The organism is Polynucleobacter sp. es-GGE-1 (genome assembly GCF_018882005.1).
Taxonomy (GTDB): Bacteria; Pseudomonadota; Gammaproteobacteria; order Burkholderiales; family Burkholderiaceae; genus Polynucleobacter.
The window spans coordinates 54,408-69,606 of the sequence record NZ_JACVPE010000004.1 but is presented as its reverse complement, the minus strand read 5'-3'; the positions used below and the strand labels follow the sequence as shown (position 1 = coordinate 69,606).

14 protein-coding genes and 1 tRNA gene are annotated in these 15,199 nt (G+C 45.4%); 10 read left to right on the top strand and 5 right to left on the bottom strand.

The genetic code is table 11. The features are described from left to right. Nucleotides 1-17: 17 nt before the first annotated feature. Both ICN35_RS03535 and ICN35_RS03530 read left to right on the top strand, forming a co-directional pair. Nucleotides 18-497 (top strand): disulfide bond formation protein B, encoded by a 480-nt coding sequence (locus ICN35_RS03535; protein WP_216124349.1) that lies wholly within the window; start codon nt 18-20, stop codon nt 495-497. Nucleotides 498-613: 116 nt separating this feature from the next. After that, the gene (locus ICN35_RS03530; protein WP_216124348.1) at nt 614-937 is read left to right on the top strand and encodes a hypothetical protein; all 324 of its coding nucleotides are present in this window, start codon (nt 614-616) and stop codon (nt 935-937) included. A 76-nt stretch (nt 938-1,013) separates the two neighbouring features. Here ICN35_RS03530 and lysS read toward each other — a convergent pair whose 3' ends face one another. The 4 genes from lysS to ICN35_RS03510 form a co-directional block, all read right to left on the bottom strand. Then, nucleotides 1,014-2,555: a lysine--tRNA ligase gene (gene lysS, locus ICN35_RS03525; RefSeq protein WP_216124347.1), complete on the bottom strand. Its 1,542-nt coding sequence runs from the start codon at nt 2,553-2,555 to the stop codon at nt 1,014-1,016. Between the two features lie 12 nt (nt 2,556-2,567). Beyond that, a protein-coding gene (gene prfB, locus ICN35_RS03520; RefSeq protein ID WP_216124346.1) for a peptide chain release factor 2 occupies nt 2,568-3,672 on the bottom strand; the annotation gives its coding sequence in 2 pieces (ribosomal slippage) (nt 2,568-3,599 and nt 3,601-3,672; 1,104 coding nt in all). 46 nt (nt 3,673-3,718) lie between these two features. Beyond that, on the bottom strand, nt 3,719-5,482 hold the full coding sequence (gene recJ / locus ICN35_RS03515; RefSeq protein ID WP_216124345.1) for a single-stranded-DNA-specific exonuclease RecJ: 1,764 nt from the start codon (nt 5,480-5,482) through the stop codon (nt 3,719-3,721). Continuing rightward, nucleotides 5,479-6,447, bottom strand: coding sequence for a hypothetical protein (locus ICN35_RS03510; protein ID WP_255535694.1), 969 nt, complete (start codon nt 6,445-6,447; stop codon nt 5,479-5,481). The genes recJ and ICN35_RS03510 overlap by 4 nt, the downstream gene beginning before the upstream one ends. A 67-nt stretch (nt 6,448-6,514) precedes the next feature. Here ICN35_RS03510 and ICN35_RS03505 point away from each other — a divergent pair, with 67 nt between their 5' ends. The 6 genes from ICN35_RS03505 to ICN35_RS03480 all read left to right on the top strand — a co-directional run bounded on the left by ICN35_RS03505 (nt 6,515) and on the right by ICN35_RS03480 (nt 12,438). Then, entirely contained in the window at nt 6,515-7,777 is a 1,263-nt protein-coding gene (locus tag ICN35_RS03505; protein ID WP_216124343.1) for a lipoprotein-releasing ABC transporter permease subunit, read from the top strand. Then, on the top strand, nt 7,770-8,465 hold the full coding sequence (locus ICN35_RS03500) for an ABC transporter ATP-binding protein (RefSeq protein ID WP_216124340.1): 696 nt from the start codon (nt 7,770-7,772) through the stop codon (nt 8,463-8,465). Before ICN35_RS03505 ends, ICN35_RS03500 begins: the two co-directional genes overlap by 8 nt. A gap of 20 nt (nt 8,466-8,485) precedes the next feature. Next, on the top strand, nt 8,486-9,322 hold the full coding sequence (locus tag ICN35_RS03495) for a TatD family hydrolase (protein WP_216124521.1): 837 nt from the start codon (nt 8,486-8,488) through the stop codon (nt 9,320-9,322). Between the two features lie 64 nt (nt 9,323-9,386). Then, nucleotides 9,387-11,807, top strand: a complete 2,421-nt coding sequence (locus ICN35_RS03490; protein WP_216124520.1) for a DNA internalization-related competence protein ComEC/Rec2 — start codon at nt 9,387-9,389, stop codon at nt 11,805-11,807. Nucleotides 11,808-11,854: 47 nt separating this feature from the next. Next, nucleotides 11,855-12,049, top strand: a complete 195-nt coding sequence (locus ICN35_RS03485) for a type II toxin-antitoxin system HicA family toxin (protein WP_216124338.1) — start codon at nt 11,855-11,857, stop codon at nt 12,047-12,049. Further along, on the top strand, nt 12,046-12,438 hold the full coding sequence (locus ICN35_RS03480) for a type II toxin-antitoxin system HicB family antitoxin (RefSeq protein ID WP_216124336.1): 393 nt from the start codon (nt 12,046-12,048) through the stop codon (nt 12,436-12,438). The genes ICN35_RS03485 and ICN35_RS03480 overlap by 4 nt, the downstream gene beginning before the upstream one ends. A gap of 55 nt (nt 12,439-12,493) precedes the next feature. Here the strand turns inward: ICN35_RS03480 and ICN35_RS03475 are convergent. Next, nucleotides 12,494-12,570, bottom strand: a tRNA-Met gene (locus tag ICN35_RS03475). Nucleotides 12,571-12,828: 258 nt separating this feature from the next. On the opposite strand from ICN35_RS03475, the gene ICN35_RS03470 reads away from it, so the two are divergent. Both ICN35_RS03470 and ICN35_RS03465 read left to right on the top strand, forming a co-directional pair. Then, entirely contained in the window at nt 12,829-14,670 is a 1,842-nt protein-coding gene (locus ICN35_RS03470; RefSeq protein ID WP_216124519.1) for a potassium transporter Kup, read from the top strand. After that, the gene (locus tag ICN35_RS03465) at nt 14,667-15,176 is read left to right on the top strand and encodes a hypothetical protein (protein WP_216124334.1); all 510 of its coding nucleotides are present in this window, start codon (nt 14,667-14,669) and stop codon (nt 15,174-15,176) included. Before ICN35_RS03470 ends, ICN35_RS03465 begins: the two co-directional genes overlap by 4 nt. Nucleotides 15,177-15,199 lie beyond the last annotated feature (23 nt).

Sequence of the window (15,199 nt, the reverse complement as noted above, 5' to 3'; positions counted from 1 at the left end):
CAAGCTATGATCCTTTTATGAGTTCAGTACGCTATTTATACATTTCCCTGTTCAGTCTTGGGTTGGTTATTTTTGCAGTCATTTTGCAGCAGTCCGGCTATCAAGGCGTCAGCTTTTTACCTTGCCCCTTATGTATTTTGCAAAGAGTCGGTTATTTGGCTATCGCCATCTTTTGTTTTTTGGCTGTGGGTATTGCCCCATTCCGAAAGCTCTTCCATGCCCTAGCTCTTCTATCGGCAGCATATGGTGTTTCAGTGGCTGGGCGACAAGTATGGCTTTTATCTCATCCAGAAACATCCTGTGGGATTGACCCATTGGAAATTTGGATTAATCAGTTTCAGCTTTCAAAAGACATTCCTTGGTTATTTAAGGCCGACGGACTATGCAGTGCAAAACTTCCAGCCATTCTTGGTCTTCAGGTGCCGGAATGGTCTTTATTTTGGTTTTCAGTGCTTTTCTTAGTCTTATTAGTCACTTTGTTCAAAAAAAGGACTTAATTTCTATGTACTGTGTTCTCTATATACCTAAAAGTAGTTAAGGTATGAAAAGTCCATCTTTTACAAATATAAGCCCTGATCATAAGATCTAGATTATTAGAGATTAAGGGGCTTTCATGGCACACACTCAGAATAACTTACAGATCATTGGCAAGACTCCATTGGCTCACTTAAATCGTGCAGCAGATATTCGCAAACAAATAACGCAATCATTATTTGCTGTCGCCCAAGTGGTCACTGGGGTTGCCTTGCTTGTTCTGGCGACTCATCTTGCTTTGCAAAGTGAGGCTTATCTTGAGCTCTTAAATCAAAGCGGTCTCAACCAATATCATGCCTTTGCCCTCTTGGTATGTTTTAGTTTCTTTGCAGGAATTTTATTAATTGCTCAACAAGTACTAAAGCATGATGCGCATGAATTTAATGAGATGTCATCTTATTAAAAATACTGCTTCAATAAAAAGGCACCTTAGGGTGCCTTTTTTAATGTCTTCAAATTACTGAAGATGATTTTGTGACTTACTCTTCTTCGCGACGCAGGTGTGGAAAGAGAATGACATCACGAATGTTTGGTGCGTCTGTGAGGAGCATGACTAGACGGTCAATACCAATACCGCAACCACCTGTTGGAGGCATGCCGTATTCAAGGGCTCGGATAAAGTCATGATCAAAGTACATCGCTTCTTCGTCACCTGCTTCTTTTTGCTCTACTTGTTTGCGAAAGCGATTCGCTTGATCTTCTGCATCATTGAGTTCAGAGAAGCCATTGGCAATTTCACGACCAGTAATAAATAACTCAAAGCGCTCAGTAATACCTGGGCGAGTATCGGATTCTCTGGCTAGTGGGCTGACTTCAATTGGGTAATCAATGATGTAGGTAGGCTCCCAAAGATGCTCCTCAGCAACCAATTCAAACAAGGCCAATTGCAAAGCGCCGATACCAGCATTTTTCAATGTTGGAGAATCAGGATTTTCACCACCTTTTTTCAACTCAGCACGAATGAATGCTGCATCATCTAGTTGAGCAGCCTCGTAGTTCTTGCCAGACTGACCGCAATACTTGAGGATTGCCTCACTAATTGTTAAGCGTTGGAATGGCTTACTTAAATCAAGCTCACGACCTTGGTGGGTCAAGACGGCAGTACCTTGTGCATCCATGGCTGCAGCACGGATCAAGCCTTCTGTAAAATCCATCAACCAGCGGTAATCGGTATAGGCTGCGTAGAACTCCATCATCGTAAATTCTGGATTGTGACGTGGGCTGACGCCTTCATTACGGAAGTTACGGTTGATTTCAAAGACGCGCTCAAAACCACCAACGACTAGACGCTTGAGGTAAAGCTCAGGCGCAATGCGCAAGAACATCTGCATGTCGAGTGCATTGTGGTGGGTAATAAAAGGCTTTGCCGCTGCACCACCAGGAATTGGGTGGAGCATGGGTGTTTCGACCTCCATGAAGTCAGCATCCAACATATGGCGACGGAGTGATGCAATCGCATTGCTGCGCACCTTGAAAGTATTGCGGCTTTCAGGGTTAACAATTAAATCCACATAGCGCTGACGATATTTCGTCTCTAGATCTGAGAGGCCGTGAAACTTATCTGGTAGGGGGCGCAGGGATTTACTGAGTAAGCGCAGGTTGCTGCACTCGACAGAGAGTTCACCCTTATTGGTCTTAAAGAGATTGCCTTCTGCAGAGATAAAGTCACCCATATCCCAGTGTTTAAAGGCGCCATGAGTATCTGCACCAGTGAGCTCATCATTGATGTAGAACTGAATCTGTCCACTACGGTCTTGAATAGTAGCAAAGCTGGCTTTACCCATCACGCGCTTGAGAATCATGCGCCCAGCCACTTTGACATGAATCTTCTTGACAGCTAGCTCTTCCTTAGTCAGGCTGTCATAGTGAGCATGAAGATCAACTGCTAAATGCGTTGGAACAAAGTCATTCGGAAAGGCAACACCGTTCTCACGCAACTTTGCGAGCTTTTCACGGCGCTCTGCAATGATGTGATTTTCATCAACAGCTTCGGTGACTGGTAGATTGGTTTTATCGTTCATATTCGTGGGTAATTAAACACCTTGTTTCAGGCTAGCTTCAATAAAGGCATCAAGATCGCCGTCCAATACTTTTTGAGTATTAGAGATCTCAACGTTAGTTCGTAAATCTTTAATGCGGCTTTGATCCAAAACATAAGAGCGGATTTGATGACCCCAGCCTACATCCGTTTTGCTCGCTTCTAGCTTATCTTGCTCAGCGCGGCGCTTTTGCATCTCGTGTTCGTAAAGGCGAGACTTGAGCATGCTCATGGCCTCGGCGCGGTTACGATGCTGACTACGATCGTTCTGACACTGCACCACAATTCCTGTTGGGATGTGGGTTAAGCGTACAGCCGAGTCGGTTTTATTAATGTGCTGACCACCTGCACCAGAGGCACGGTAGGTATCAGTCCGAATATCCGCAGAATTGACATCAATCTCAATCGAATCATCAATTTCAGGGTAGACGTAAATCGAAGCAAATGAAGTGTGACGTCCATTTGAAGAGTCAAACGGAGACTTACGTACTAAACGATGCACGCCAGTCTCGGAGCGAAGGTGTCCGTAGGCATATTCCCCATCCACCTTGATCGTCGCACTCTTGATACCGGCAACGTCACCATCAGATTCTTCGAGAATTTCGGTTTTATAACCTTTGCGTTCGCAGTACTTGAGATATTGGCGATAGAGCATGCTGGCCCAATCACAAGCTTCGGTACCACCAGCGCCTGCTTGGATATCAATAAAGCAATTGCACGAGTCCATCTCGTTGTGGAACATGCGGCGGAATTCAAGATCATGAATGATCTTGCTGTAACTCTCAACGTCTTGCTCGATTGCTGCAATCGTCTCAAAATCACTTTCTTCCTTAGCCATATCAAATAATTCAATGGCACCAGTGATATTGGTATTTAAATCAGTGAGGGTAGCAACTACGCCGTCGAGTAATTTTTTCTCTTTACCCAGCGCTTGCGCTTTCTTTTGATCATCCCAAATGGTGGGATCTTCCAGAATTGAGTTGACTTCAGTAAGGCGACGTGACTTTACTTCGAAGTCAAAGATACCCCCGAAGAGCTTGCTCACGGGTGAGCAGATCGGATAAGGTATTTGAAATAGTGTTAAGTTGTTCAGCTTCCATCCCCTAATTATAAGGGGGTTATTACATCTGTCCCTTGGGTGCTGGCTTAACTACCAGGACTTTCGTCGTGGGCCTCAATCATCAGTTGGATACGGGCTTGACCCTGATAGCGATCGGTCACTAGGCGGTAAGCGAGCTTGGCTGTGGCGGGCAAGCTTTGAGTACGGTTAAACCAAACCGCTGTCAATGGTTTTGCCGTCAACTTGCCTTCAGTTGGGTCAGATCCTAATGGCCGCACCATCAGACGCAGATGCTTCTCTTTCATCAGACTTTGCTGTGTAATTTCAAAGTCTCCGTAAAAAACAGGCTGTGGAAATCCTTGGCCCCAGATTTCTTCTGCTAAGAGATCACTAATCTCGGGGGTGAATTCTGAGGGCTGTAGGGCGCCATCATGGGGGTGGCGACGCTCTAGGATTTCATCATTCAATAAGCTGTTTGCAACTTCCTGAAAGCAGGCATCAAACTTCTCAAAATCATTTTTATGAATCGTCAGACCTGCCGCCATGGCATGTCCACCAAATTTGAGAATTAGTCTAGGCTCACGTTTTGAAACAATATCTAGCGCATCTCTTAAATGAAAGCCACTCAATGACCTTCCAGAGCCACGTAACTCCTCACCAGTATTGCCATCTGGGGCAAACACAATCGCGGGGCGATTAAAACGTTCCTTTAAACGGGAAGCTACAATGCCGACGACACCTTGGTGCCATTCTGGATTCCATAAACAAATACTCGTGCGTTGTGCGATGGTTCCTGCGAGTTGCTCCTCTGAGAGGTGGGCAAGGGCTGTTTCTTGCATGCCGGTTTCAATCACACGGCGTTCGCGATTGATGCGATCGAGTTCTTGCGCAAGCGTCATCGCCTCATCCGTATTATCAGTCAGCAGTAGGCGAATACCCAGAGTCATGTCCGCTAGACGTCCAGCCGCATTGAGCCTGGGCCCAATCGCAAAACCTAGATCAAAAGTATTGGCCTTGCGAGGATCACGTCCTGCTGCTTGAAACAATGCTTGTATACCTGGCTGGGAGATGCCTGCACGAATACGCTTTAAACCATTTGAAACTAAGACGCGATTATTGCGATCAAGTTGAGCAACGTCTGCAACAGTTCCGAGTGCAACGAGATCTAAGAGATTTTCAACTTTGGGTTGAGTCTCATTCGTAAACTTACCACGCTTACGCAGCTCTGCACGCAGTGCTACCAATACATAAAACATAACGCCTACGCCAGCAAGTGCTTTGCTCGGAAAGGTGCAGCCTGGTTGATTGGGGTTCACAATCGCCAAGGCTTTTGGTAATCGATCGCCGGGCAAATGGTGATCAGTCACAATGACTTCCATACCGAGTTCACGGGCGCGATCTACACCCGCTTCGCTCGCAATACCGTTATCAACCGTAATGAGATATTTAGGCTTTGGAGTTTGTTGTGCTGCAAGCTCAACCACTTCAGGCGTTAAGCCGTAACCCATCGTAAAGCGATTGGGTACTAGAAACTGAATTGGTGTATCTACGCCACCTAGCATGCGCAAGCCGCGCAGTCCCACTGCACAAGCCGTGGCACCATCGCAGTCATAATCTGCAACGATGAGCATGGACTCTTTTTTCTCCAGAATATCTGCGAGCAAAGATGCGGTGCTGATGCAATTCTTAAGCTCAGTTGGAGAAAGTAGATTTTTCAATTCCAGCGATAGTTCATCTGGAGACTCCAGACCGCGTGCAGCATATAAACGCGCTAACAGGGGATGCAAACCACTTTGTTGTAACCAAGTAGCGGTGCGCTCAGAAAAAGGACGTTGGGAGAAAAGACTCATGAAGAAATGATTTCTTTCCAGGAGAGAGGTTCTGCTTTTTTCCAAAAGGCCCAAGATTTTTTGTAAAGATCTCTTGCGGTAAAGATGCGTTCCCGCGTTTTGCCATTTGGAAAATCAATGATAAGCAATTCATCCAGATCTTTATCAGTCAATGCCTTGTTTAACTGGGGCCATATAGTCTCTGGCTGTTTTAACCATGCAAACGCTCCAGCCAAGACTTCGTTTCTAACTGAGGTATGGTGGGGAATGCTTAAATACTTCGCTAGACCAGTAAGCAAGGGGTGTTCACCATATAACTGCTTTGACTGCGTGATTGACACAGGTGCTTGAACATCGTTGAGTTTGCCAATACCGCTGATCCATAACGAGTTAATACTGAGTAGGCCACGTTGTTCGCGCTCTTCACTGACAGTGTCGATATGCCAGAGCATTTGTATCTCATTTTGTAACTTGCGCCAACGTTTTGCGATACCTGCTTCATGCGTATCGCGTGGCATCCACCAGTCAATATTGCGACCATGCGCTTGATCAACGCTATAGCTTGCCAAACTGGCAAATGGACCTGCAGGAATAAACCAGTAATGCTTGTCTTGAAACAAAATGGGGCTCTGAAAATCTTCCTCAATAAAGGGCAGTGCAGTTTTGAGAAGTTGAGACGATTCAGTTTCAGTCAGATCAATCTGATTCTGGCTCATCAAAATGAGATGGTCCCGTGTAGCGTGCAAATGAATGGGCTGTAGGCAGGCAATTTCTTGATTGGGATTGACTTCCTGAGATGACTGGCTCATCAATAAAACGGGTGCAATAGGGACCAAGTCTCCAAGTAAGAAGCGTTCGTGAGGCAAGCCTTTGATTGGCCGATCCTCCTTGCCTTGCTCATCTAAGGTATCCTCCCCCGATAACAACAGGGTAAAGCGCCGAAGATTGCTTTGGGCATTTTGAGGGAAGGTGGTGTCTGAGCTCATTCCCCTGATTTTAGGTGGCATTTAAGTATTCCATCAGTTTGCCTGTGTAATTGTCTAAACTGTAGCTATGTTGAGACTCCCCATTGAGCTAGAAATTGGCTTACGCTATACCCGCTCCAAGCGTCGTAAGACCGTTGGTAAGCGCGATGGCTTCCTATCCTTTATTTCTGGTATTTCTACTGCTGGTATCGCTTTAGGCGTTGCGTCTCTAATTGTGGTGCTGTCAGTGATGAATGGTTTTCAGAAAGAGGTACGTGATCGCATGCTCTCTGTTCTCTCTCATGTAGAAATCACTTCGCCTGAAGGATTGGTAAATTGGGAGCCGTTGGCTTTGAAAGTCGCGACACAGCCTCATGTGGTTGGCGTAGCACCCATGGTCAGTTCACAAGGATTGCTTGCACGAGATAATTCGATGCGGGGTGTTGCTATTCGGGGAATCTTGCCGAGTGAAGAAGGTAAGGTTTCTGATCTGCCAAAACAATTTATTGCTGGCAGTATTGATGACCTCAAGCCGGGTGGCTTTGGGGTTGCATTAGGTGCACAGCTCGCCTCTTTGGTTGGTGCTCGCTTAGGTGACCGAATTAATTTGATTGTGCCTGAGAGTGATTTGACGCCTGCTGGAGCAATGCCGCGGATGAGGACGTTGCAAGTAGTTGGTATCGTAGATAGTGGTCATTATGAATACGATAGCTCTTTAGCCATCATGCACTGGAAAGATGCTGCAGCCTTGTTACGCTTACGTGATCCATCAGGTCTTCGCGTTAAGGTCGATGATATGCAGCGTGCTCCTCAAGTTGCCACTGAGTTAGCTGCTGTAGTTCCTAAAGCTTTATGGGTTACTGATTGGTCCCGCTCCAATCGAAATTGGTTTGCAGCAGTTCAAACAGAAAAGAAGATGATGTTCATCATCTTGACTTTAATTATTGCAGTGGCTGCATTTAATTTAGTTTCTACTTTGGTGATGACCGTTAATGAGAAGCAGGCCGATATTGCCATTCTCAGAACGATGGGTGCGAGCCCAGGTTTAATCCAACGAATCTTCTTGGTACAGGGTTTGGCAATTGGTTTGATGGGGTCTTTGGCTGGCGTTGGTCTTGGTTTACTCATCGCGCTCAATATTGATGTGATTGTTCCTGCGATTGAAGCCATTTTCCGCGTACGCTTCTTGCCGCGTGAGGTTTACTTTATTAGCGAACTTCCCTCGGATGTTCGTTTAGGTGATGTAGTGACCGTTGGGTTGATGGCTTTTGGTTTATCGGTATTGGCTACCTTGTACCCTAGTCGTCGTGCTGCTAAGGTCCAACCTGCTGAGGCCTTGAGATATGAATAAGGCTATCAAGCATGTGTTGATTGCTAAAGGCTTGGCTAAGACCTATGGTCAGGGCGCTACAGCAGTAGAGGTCCTTAAATCTGTTGATTTGGATGTGGCACCTTCTGAGAAAGTCGCTATTGTGGGCTCATCAGGTTCTGGCAAAAGCACATTACTGCATTTATTAGGCGGCCTTGATACCCCAAGCGCTGGTTCAGTCTTCTTGAATGATGCCAACATCAATCAATTATCGGTAGCCAAATTAGACCAATTGCGTAATCAAAGCTTGGGCTTTATATACCAATTTCACCATCTCTTGGATGAGTTCAGCACATTAGAGAATGTTGCATTGTTATTGCGTATTCGTGGCTTGAGCAATGAAGAGTCGATGGAGCATGCTAGCAAGATGCTCAAAGCTGTAGGCTTAGCTAAGCGTGAATTGCATACCCCGGGTGAGTTATCTGGGGGAGAGCGTCAGCGCGTAGCAGTGGCTAGAGCCTTAGTCGGCAATCCTGCTTGCGTTCTAGCAGATGAGCCTACTGGTAACTTAGATACAGAAACAGCTGATGGAGTATTTGATTTGATGTTAGAGATTGCGCGCGAACAAGGCACTGCCTTTGTGATTGTGACGCATGATCCGGTGCGCGCTAAACGCTGTGATCGTATTTTGCACTTGGAGCGCGGAGTCCTTAAGACATTCTTGCAGTAATAATGGAAGCAATGCATCCCATGTGGATTGATACTCATTGTCACCTAGACGCGCCAGAGTTCTCAAACTCCTTGCCAAACATCATTTCTGCCGCAAAAGAAAAGAACGTTCAGGCTATTTTGCTGCCCGCAGTCAAAGCTGCTGATTGTCAGCATGTTAGAGAACTTGCCTCTCAATATGGAAATGCGATCCCTGGCTTGGTCTATACATTAGGTATTCATCCCCTCTATACCAATCAAGCTCACGAAGAAGATATTGCGTTACTTGAAGAGCAGATTACCCAGTCACTTTCTGATCCAAGGTTTGTAGGTATTGGTGAGATTGGTTTGGATTACTTTGTAGAGGGTCTGGATCCACATAAGCAAGAATATTTCTTTCATGCGCAATTAGACTTAGCTCAGCAATTTAAATTGCCAGTGATTTTGCATGTACGGCGCTCACAAGATGCTATTTTGAAAGCCCTTAGGCGTCGTAAAATCTCCGGAGGAATTGCGCATGCATTCAACGGTAGCTTCCAGCAAGCCGAGCAATTTATAGAGCTTGGTTTCAAATTAGGGTTTGGTGGCGCAGCTACTTACGAGCGCGCACTGCAGATTCGCAGACTCTTAGTTAAGTTGCCTATCGATAGTATCGTTACCGAAACAGATTCTCCTGATATTCCGCCAGCCTGGTTAAAGCAAGAGGGGATTGCATTTAATGAGCCCGCCTTTGTGGTTCGGATAGTGAAAGAGATAGCTGTAATACGTGGCATTAGTGATTCTGAATTTGCTTCTGCTGTCTGGTGTAATGCTATGCAAGCATTGCCGCGTTGGTCAGCCCTCTGTGCTGGCAATCCAAACTTCACTCTAGCCTCTTAAAACCTTGCGCTTAGCTATTACGGCGTTTATCGCCGGGGGATCGCTCCTTTTCTTTTTGCCGCAAGTGCCATCAGGATGGCCATTTTTTTGCTCTGCTGTGGGCGTGCTGTGTCTATTGTTCTTATATCTGCGACCTCAAGTCAGGTGGCATCAACAGATTTTGATTTGCATCTTGTTGTTTAGTATGGGCTTTGCGTGGAATGCCCACTATGCGGAGAGCCGCTTGGTAAATATTCTTGCTGAGGAGTTGGAGGGTAAAGAATTCAGCATTGAGGGGAGAGTTGCCGCTCTGCCGCAGAGCAGTTCTGCAAGCGCTAAATTCGCTTTTGAGATAGACCATCTATTTTCTGGCAATAGCGAAGTCAGTAACTTTCCCAAGCGAGTGTATTTGAGTTGGCAACCAGCATGGAGAAGTGCCCAAGAAATCCCTGAAATTATTCCAGGACAGCGCTGGAAATTGAAAGTCAAACTAAAGAGACCTTATGGCTCTTTAAACCCTTACACCTTTGATTTTGAGCGCTGGTCCTTCCATCAGGATTTTGGTGCTAGTGGATCTATTAGATCGGGTGAATTGTTAAAAGCAAGTGATATTAGACTGACTGAGTTTGAACTTCGCATGGAGTTGGCACGTTGGAAATTACGTGAAAAGATCAAATCACTGTTACCAAAGGATGCTCGTTATGGTGGCGTGATGATTGCATTGGTGATGGGTGATCAAAATGCGATTGAGCAGGATGACTGGCGGGTATTTAATGCAACCGGTATAGGTCATCTGATTTCTATCTCGGGATTACATGTCACGATGTTGGCAGGTGTAGGCGCTTCTGCTGCAGGGTGGATATGGAGGCGCCGCACTCTACCACTCATCATTCCAGTGAGTAAGGTCGCAGCCGCCTCTGGGTTTATCACGGCGTTTATCTATGCTTGGTTAGCTGGCTTTCAGATACCGGCGCAAAGAACGATGTATATGGTTGGTGTTGTTGCGTTTGCTTTGTGGACTGGCAGAAATCCAAGATCTTTTGATATTTGGTGGTGGGCGCTCGTATTGGTGCTTCTCGTTGATCCGATGGCGCCCTATACACCAGGCTTTTGGCTTTCGTTTGGAGCAGTCGCTGCCATTCTTTATGCCATGAAAGATTCTTCGGGGTTATTGGGTATACCCACTGGGAAAGAGCTAGAGATACATTGGTCAAATCGAGCTTTACAAGCAATGCGCGAAGCATGCCGTGTTCAAGCAGTGGTAACTATCGCTTTACTTCCGCTTACTTTGTATTGGTTTTATCAAGTCTCTGTAGTGTCACCATTCGCTAATGCTTTAGCAATTCCTTTGGTGAGTTACGTTGTTACTCCATTAGCAATCGCAGGCGCATTGTTGCCTGACTTTATTGGTCGCTGGCTCTTGCTCCCTGCACATGCATCAATGGAATATCTGGCTCTAGTGCTTGAGTGGATGGCCAATTGGAGTTGGTCTGTGGTTTGGTCTGGCCAGCCGGAGTGGTGGCTCTTGCTGATTTCAGGGGTCGGGATTGTTTATGCAATTCATCCTGGAGAACTCAGTAGTACTTGGCTATACCGGTCATTAGCATTATTACCTTTATTGCTACTGTTCATGCCAACGGTAAATCTTGGCAATGTATCTCTTAAAGCCGGGGAGTTTAGGGCTACCGTATTGGATATTGGACAAGGTACTGCTGTATTGATAGAAACGGCGCATAAAAGATTGCTGTATGACACCGGGCCGATTCAAGGTAAGAGGGATGATGCTGGTCAGCGCGTCATTTTGCCGTATTTACGCGGTAGAGGTATCGATCAAATCGATCGTATGGTTATTAGTCATAGCGATAGTGACCATGTGGGTGGCGCTGCCTCTTTATTGAAACAGATTTCTTTTCAATCAATGATGGGTTCACTGCCGAACAATAACCCACTGCTATTGAATCTTCAGTCTCGAAAAATTCTCAGCATTCCATGTCGTTATGGCCAATATTGGACTTGGGACGAAGTGGAGTTTTTAATTTGGCATCCTCATGAAGACACTCTTTTTCAAAATCAATACTCAATGAAACCCAATGAGATGAGTTGTGTATTAGAGGTGCGAAATAAAAATGGCTCTTTATGGTTAACGGGAGATGTTGAGAAACAGGGTGAGGCAGAAATTGTTGCTCGCTTGGATCAATTTGCGCTCAATGCAATGGGAGATCGAGAATTTATTTTTATGGCCCCACACCATGGAAGCAAAACATCTTCATCCATTGATTTATTAACGAAATTAAATCCTGATTTTGCTTTTGCGCAAAATGGTTATCGCAATCGTTATGGTCACCCTCACCCCACGGTGACCGCTCGCTATGCAGGTTTAGATATTCCCTTTTATCAAACGCCAAGAACTGGAGCCCAGATTTGGCTTTTTAGAGATCAAGGTAAGTCGAGCTCTAAGGTGATTTTTTGGAGGCAGGAGGTCAAAAGGTTGTGGCATAGGCATTAGATGAGCTTTTCTTTAGTGTGTATGATGTGTATAATTAAAGGGTATGAATGCATAGTAAAAAAGTTATTGAAAAGTTAGTGCGTGACGGTTGGCGTCTGCGGGGAATAAGAGGATCGCATCATGTTTATGTTCATCCCTTGAAGCAAGGTCATATTGTTGTTACACATCCAAGAAAAGATATGCCAACCGGTTTATTAAAGGTAATATTTAAACAAGCAGGCTTAATGGGGGAGGGTGAATGAAATATCCAGTTGCAATTGAGCCGGGCAGTAAGTCAGAGGCATGGGGCGTCATCGTTCCAGATTTGCCGGGCTGTTTTTCTGCTGCTGATAGCGGAATTGACGAAGCTATTGAAAAAGTAAAAGAAGCGATAGAACTATGGATTGAGGTGGCCTTAGATGAAGGTCAAGAAATACCAAAGCCCAGCTCGTTGAGGGAGCTTCAAAAGCGAAAAGAATTTAAGGGTTATGTCTGGGCAATTGTGGAGATTGATCCCGCTCTACTGTCGGATGATATTGAGAGGATCAACATCACACTACCCAAAAGAGTGTTGGCTAGGTTGGATGCCAAAGCCAAGAGTGCTGGGGAGAATAGATCAGCTTTCATAGCCAACCTTGCATTGATGGCATGAGTTAAAACCAAAAAAGGCTTCCTAGTCGATCGACGAAGAAGCCTTTTTGCTTATTTGGTTGCGGGGGCAGGATTTGAACCTACGACCTTCGGGTTATGAGCCCGACGAGCTGCCAGACTGCTCCACCCCGCGTCTGAAGACATAGACTCTACCATTTTTTGGACCCCTCTGTCGAGGTAAACCTTCAAAAGACGCGTAAATATGCGGTTTTCTGCCAAAAATTCCAGATTTAATGATCTGACATAAGGAGTAATATATTGCCACGCAACAACACGCTAGGAACAATTCATGTCAGTGAGTAATCCGGAGTTTTCTGAATCATCTCTATTGAGGCCGGTAGAAATTTCACGAGAGGATCATCCTCACAAAAAAGGCGCTTCGATTGCTTTAATGTTTGCTGCGATTGGCGTGGTCTTTGGGGACATTGGTACCAGCCCTCTATATGCACTGAAAGAGTGTTTTAGTCCTGAGCATGGTATTCCTTTTTCAGCCGATGCTGTTTATGGTGTGATCTCCATGGTCTTTTGGGCTTTTGCAATTGTGGTGTCGTTGAAATATGTTTTGTTTGTGATGCGCGCCAATAATCATGGTGAGGGTGGTATTTTGGCGCTGATGGCATTGGCCTTAAGGACGGCACCAAGCGGTTCCAAGCGCTCATTGTTAATCATCATGGCCGGTGTTTTTGGGGCCTGTATGTTTTACGGTGATGCAATCATTACACCTGCAATATCAGTTCTGTCTGCAGTCGAGGGTCTGGAGGTGATATCTAGTGATCTCACTCGTTTTGTGTTGCCGATTACAGTAGTGATCTTAGTTATCCTATTTGTGATTCAAAAGACTGGTACCGATGTAGTTGGAAAATTATTTGGACCCATTATGGTGCTGTGGTTTGCAGTGATTGGCCTAATGGGTATATATCAGGTCGTACAGCATCCAGCTATCTTTGCTGCTATCAATCCAATGTATGCCATTCACTTTATGGATGAGCATGCTCTGCAAGGCTTTATTGTGCTGGGCGCGGTGTTCCTAGTGCTGACTGGTGCTGAAGCGCTTTATGCCGATATGGGCCACTTCGGAGTGAAGCCTATTCGGATGGGTTGGTTCTTTATCGTGATGCCTTGTTTGCTTTTAAATTACTTTGGACAGGGTGCAATGTTTTTGAATAACCCAGAAACTATTAGCAACCCATTTTTCTTGATGGTGCCCGAAGCGTTTGTTTTCCCATTGGTGATCTTAGCTACTGCCGCAACCGTGATTGCATCCCAAGCGGTAATATCCGGTGCTTTTTCAATGACTAGCCAAGCCATCTTGTTAGGTTTTTTACCTCGTATGAAAGTGCGTCACACGTCTGAACGGGAAATCGGTCAGATTTATATGCCATTAGTTAATTGGGCTTTATTGGTTTTGGTTATTGTGGTGGTGTTAGCGTTTAAGAAGTCTGAAAACTTAGCTGCAGCCTACGGCATTGCGGTGACTACCACTATGATCGTCACCACCTTCTTGGCAGCGATTGTGATGCGTGTAGTGTGGCGCTGGAATACTATCCTAGTAACCTTGGTAATCAGTGCATTCTTAGCTGTTGATCTCGCATTCTTAACGGCTAATTTATTGAAGATTATGGAAGGCGGTTGGTTTCCGCTGTTATTGGGCGCAGTCTGCTTCATTTTCTTGATGACTTGGTATCAAGGCCGCAAGATCTTACGTCAGAAGGCGATCAATAATGGCATTGAGTTAAAGAGTTTTATCGAAGCCTTGATGATGCATCCACCGCATCGAGTTGAAGGTACAGCCATTTTCTTAACGGCTCACGTCGATTATTTACCGGTATCTTTTTTACATAACCTCAAACACAACCACGTGCTTCATGAAAGAGTTTTTTTCTTAAAGGTCAGTATTTGGGATGTCCCTTATGTTAAGGATGATGAGCGCATTACCTTGCGAGATCTTGGTAATGGTGTTTACGTAGTTCGCACTGTGTATGGGTTTAATGAAACTCCGGACATGGGCCAGATCATCGAATTACTGCAGAAGTCTTCTGACTTGAAGTTTGATTTAATGAATACCTCATTCTTCCTGTCACGTGACACCATTGTCTCTACGGAGATTCCGGGTATGGCATTGTGGCGTGAACGCTTGTTTTGCTGGATGTATCAAAATGCCGGTCGTCAATCAGACTTTTTCAAAATTCCTGCAAATCGCTTGGTTGAGTTGGGCGCAAAGGTGGAAATTTGAGAAAGAATTTTTCTCGGCGATCCAAAATATTCATTGGGATATTTTTATTACTGAGCTCCATTAGCGGTATTACTTTAGCAACGCCTGCTGAAGAGGCTGAGTTAGCTAAATTGGATAAGATCGAGTCAGAGCTAGAGTTGCAAAGAGACTGGGCTAAGTACCGCTGGGGCAAAGCTTCATCAGATTGCTATCAAAACTATTGGGTGAACTATTGCTTGCGTAGCGCTAGAGCAGAATATCGTAAAGAAATTGATCCCATTAGCGAGCAAGAACGTGCTTTGCATGAAGTACAACGCAATTTACGTAAGAGTATTAAAGATCAGGAAGATCAAAAGCGTGCCGCTGAGCGGGCCTCGCCTGTCAAGGCTGCAGAACGGGTTGATAATCAACGCGAGTTTGAAGATAAGCAAAAAGCTGCGGCTGCAAGAGCGGCCGATCTGGAGCAGCGTCGCAAGGACGCCCCTAAGCGTGCCCAAGAAAATAAAGCTGGCACGCAACTCGATTAACACTGAATTTATTAGCTTCAATT

Excerpts from the sequence above, each read along its gene's own strand:
- recJ (WP_216124345.1), bottom strand. The coding sequence starts at position 5,482 with ATGAGTCTTTTCTCCCAACGTCCTTTTTCTGAGCGCACCGCTACTTGG.
- ICN35_RS03510 (WP_255535694.1), bottom strand. The coding sequence starts at position 6,447 with ATGAGCTCAGACACCACCTTCCCTCAAAATGCCCAAAGCAATCTTCGG.
- ICN35_RS03530 (WP_216124348.1), top strand. The coding sequence starts at position 614 with ATGGCACACACTCAGAATAACTTACAGATCATTGGCAAGACTCCATTG.
- ICN35_RS03470 (WP_216124519.1), top strand. The coding sequence starts at position 12,829 with ATGTTTGCTGCGATTGGCGTGGTCTTTGGGGACATTGGTACCAGCCCT.
- ICN35_RS03495 (WP_216124521.1), top strand. The coding sequence starts at position 8,486 with ATGTGGATTGATACTCATTGTCACCTAGACGCGCCAGAGTTCTCAAAC.
- lysS (WP_216124347.1), bottom strand. The coding sequence starts at position 2,555 with ATGAACGATAAAACCAATCTACCAGTCACCGAAGCTGTTGATGAAAAT.
- ICN35_RS03485 (WP_216124338.1), top strand. The coding sequence starts at position 11,855 with ATGCATAGTAAAAAAGTTATTGAAAAGTTAGTGCGTGACGGTTGGCGT.
- ICN35_RS03480 (WP_216124336.1), top strand. The coding sequence starts at position 12,046 with ATGAAATATCCAGTTGCAATTGAGCCGGGCAGTAAGTCAGAGGCATGG.
- ICN35_RS03500 (WP_216124340.1), top strand. The coding sequence starts at position 7,770 with ATGAATAAGGCTATCAAGCATGTGTTGATTGCTAAAGGCTTGGCTAAG.
- ICN35_RS03505 (WP_216124343.1), top strand. The coding sequence starts at position 6,515 with ATGTTGAGACTCCCCATTGAGCTAGAAATTGGCTTACGCTATACCCGC.
- ICN35_RS03535 (WP_216124349.1), top strand. The coding sequence starts at position 18 with ATGAGTTCAGTACGCTATTTATACATTTCCCTGTTCAGTCTTGGGTTG.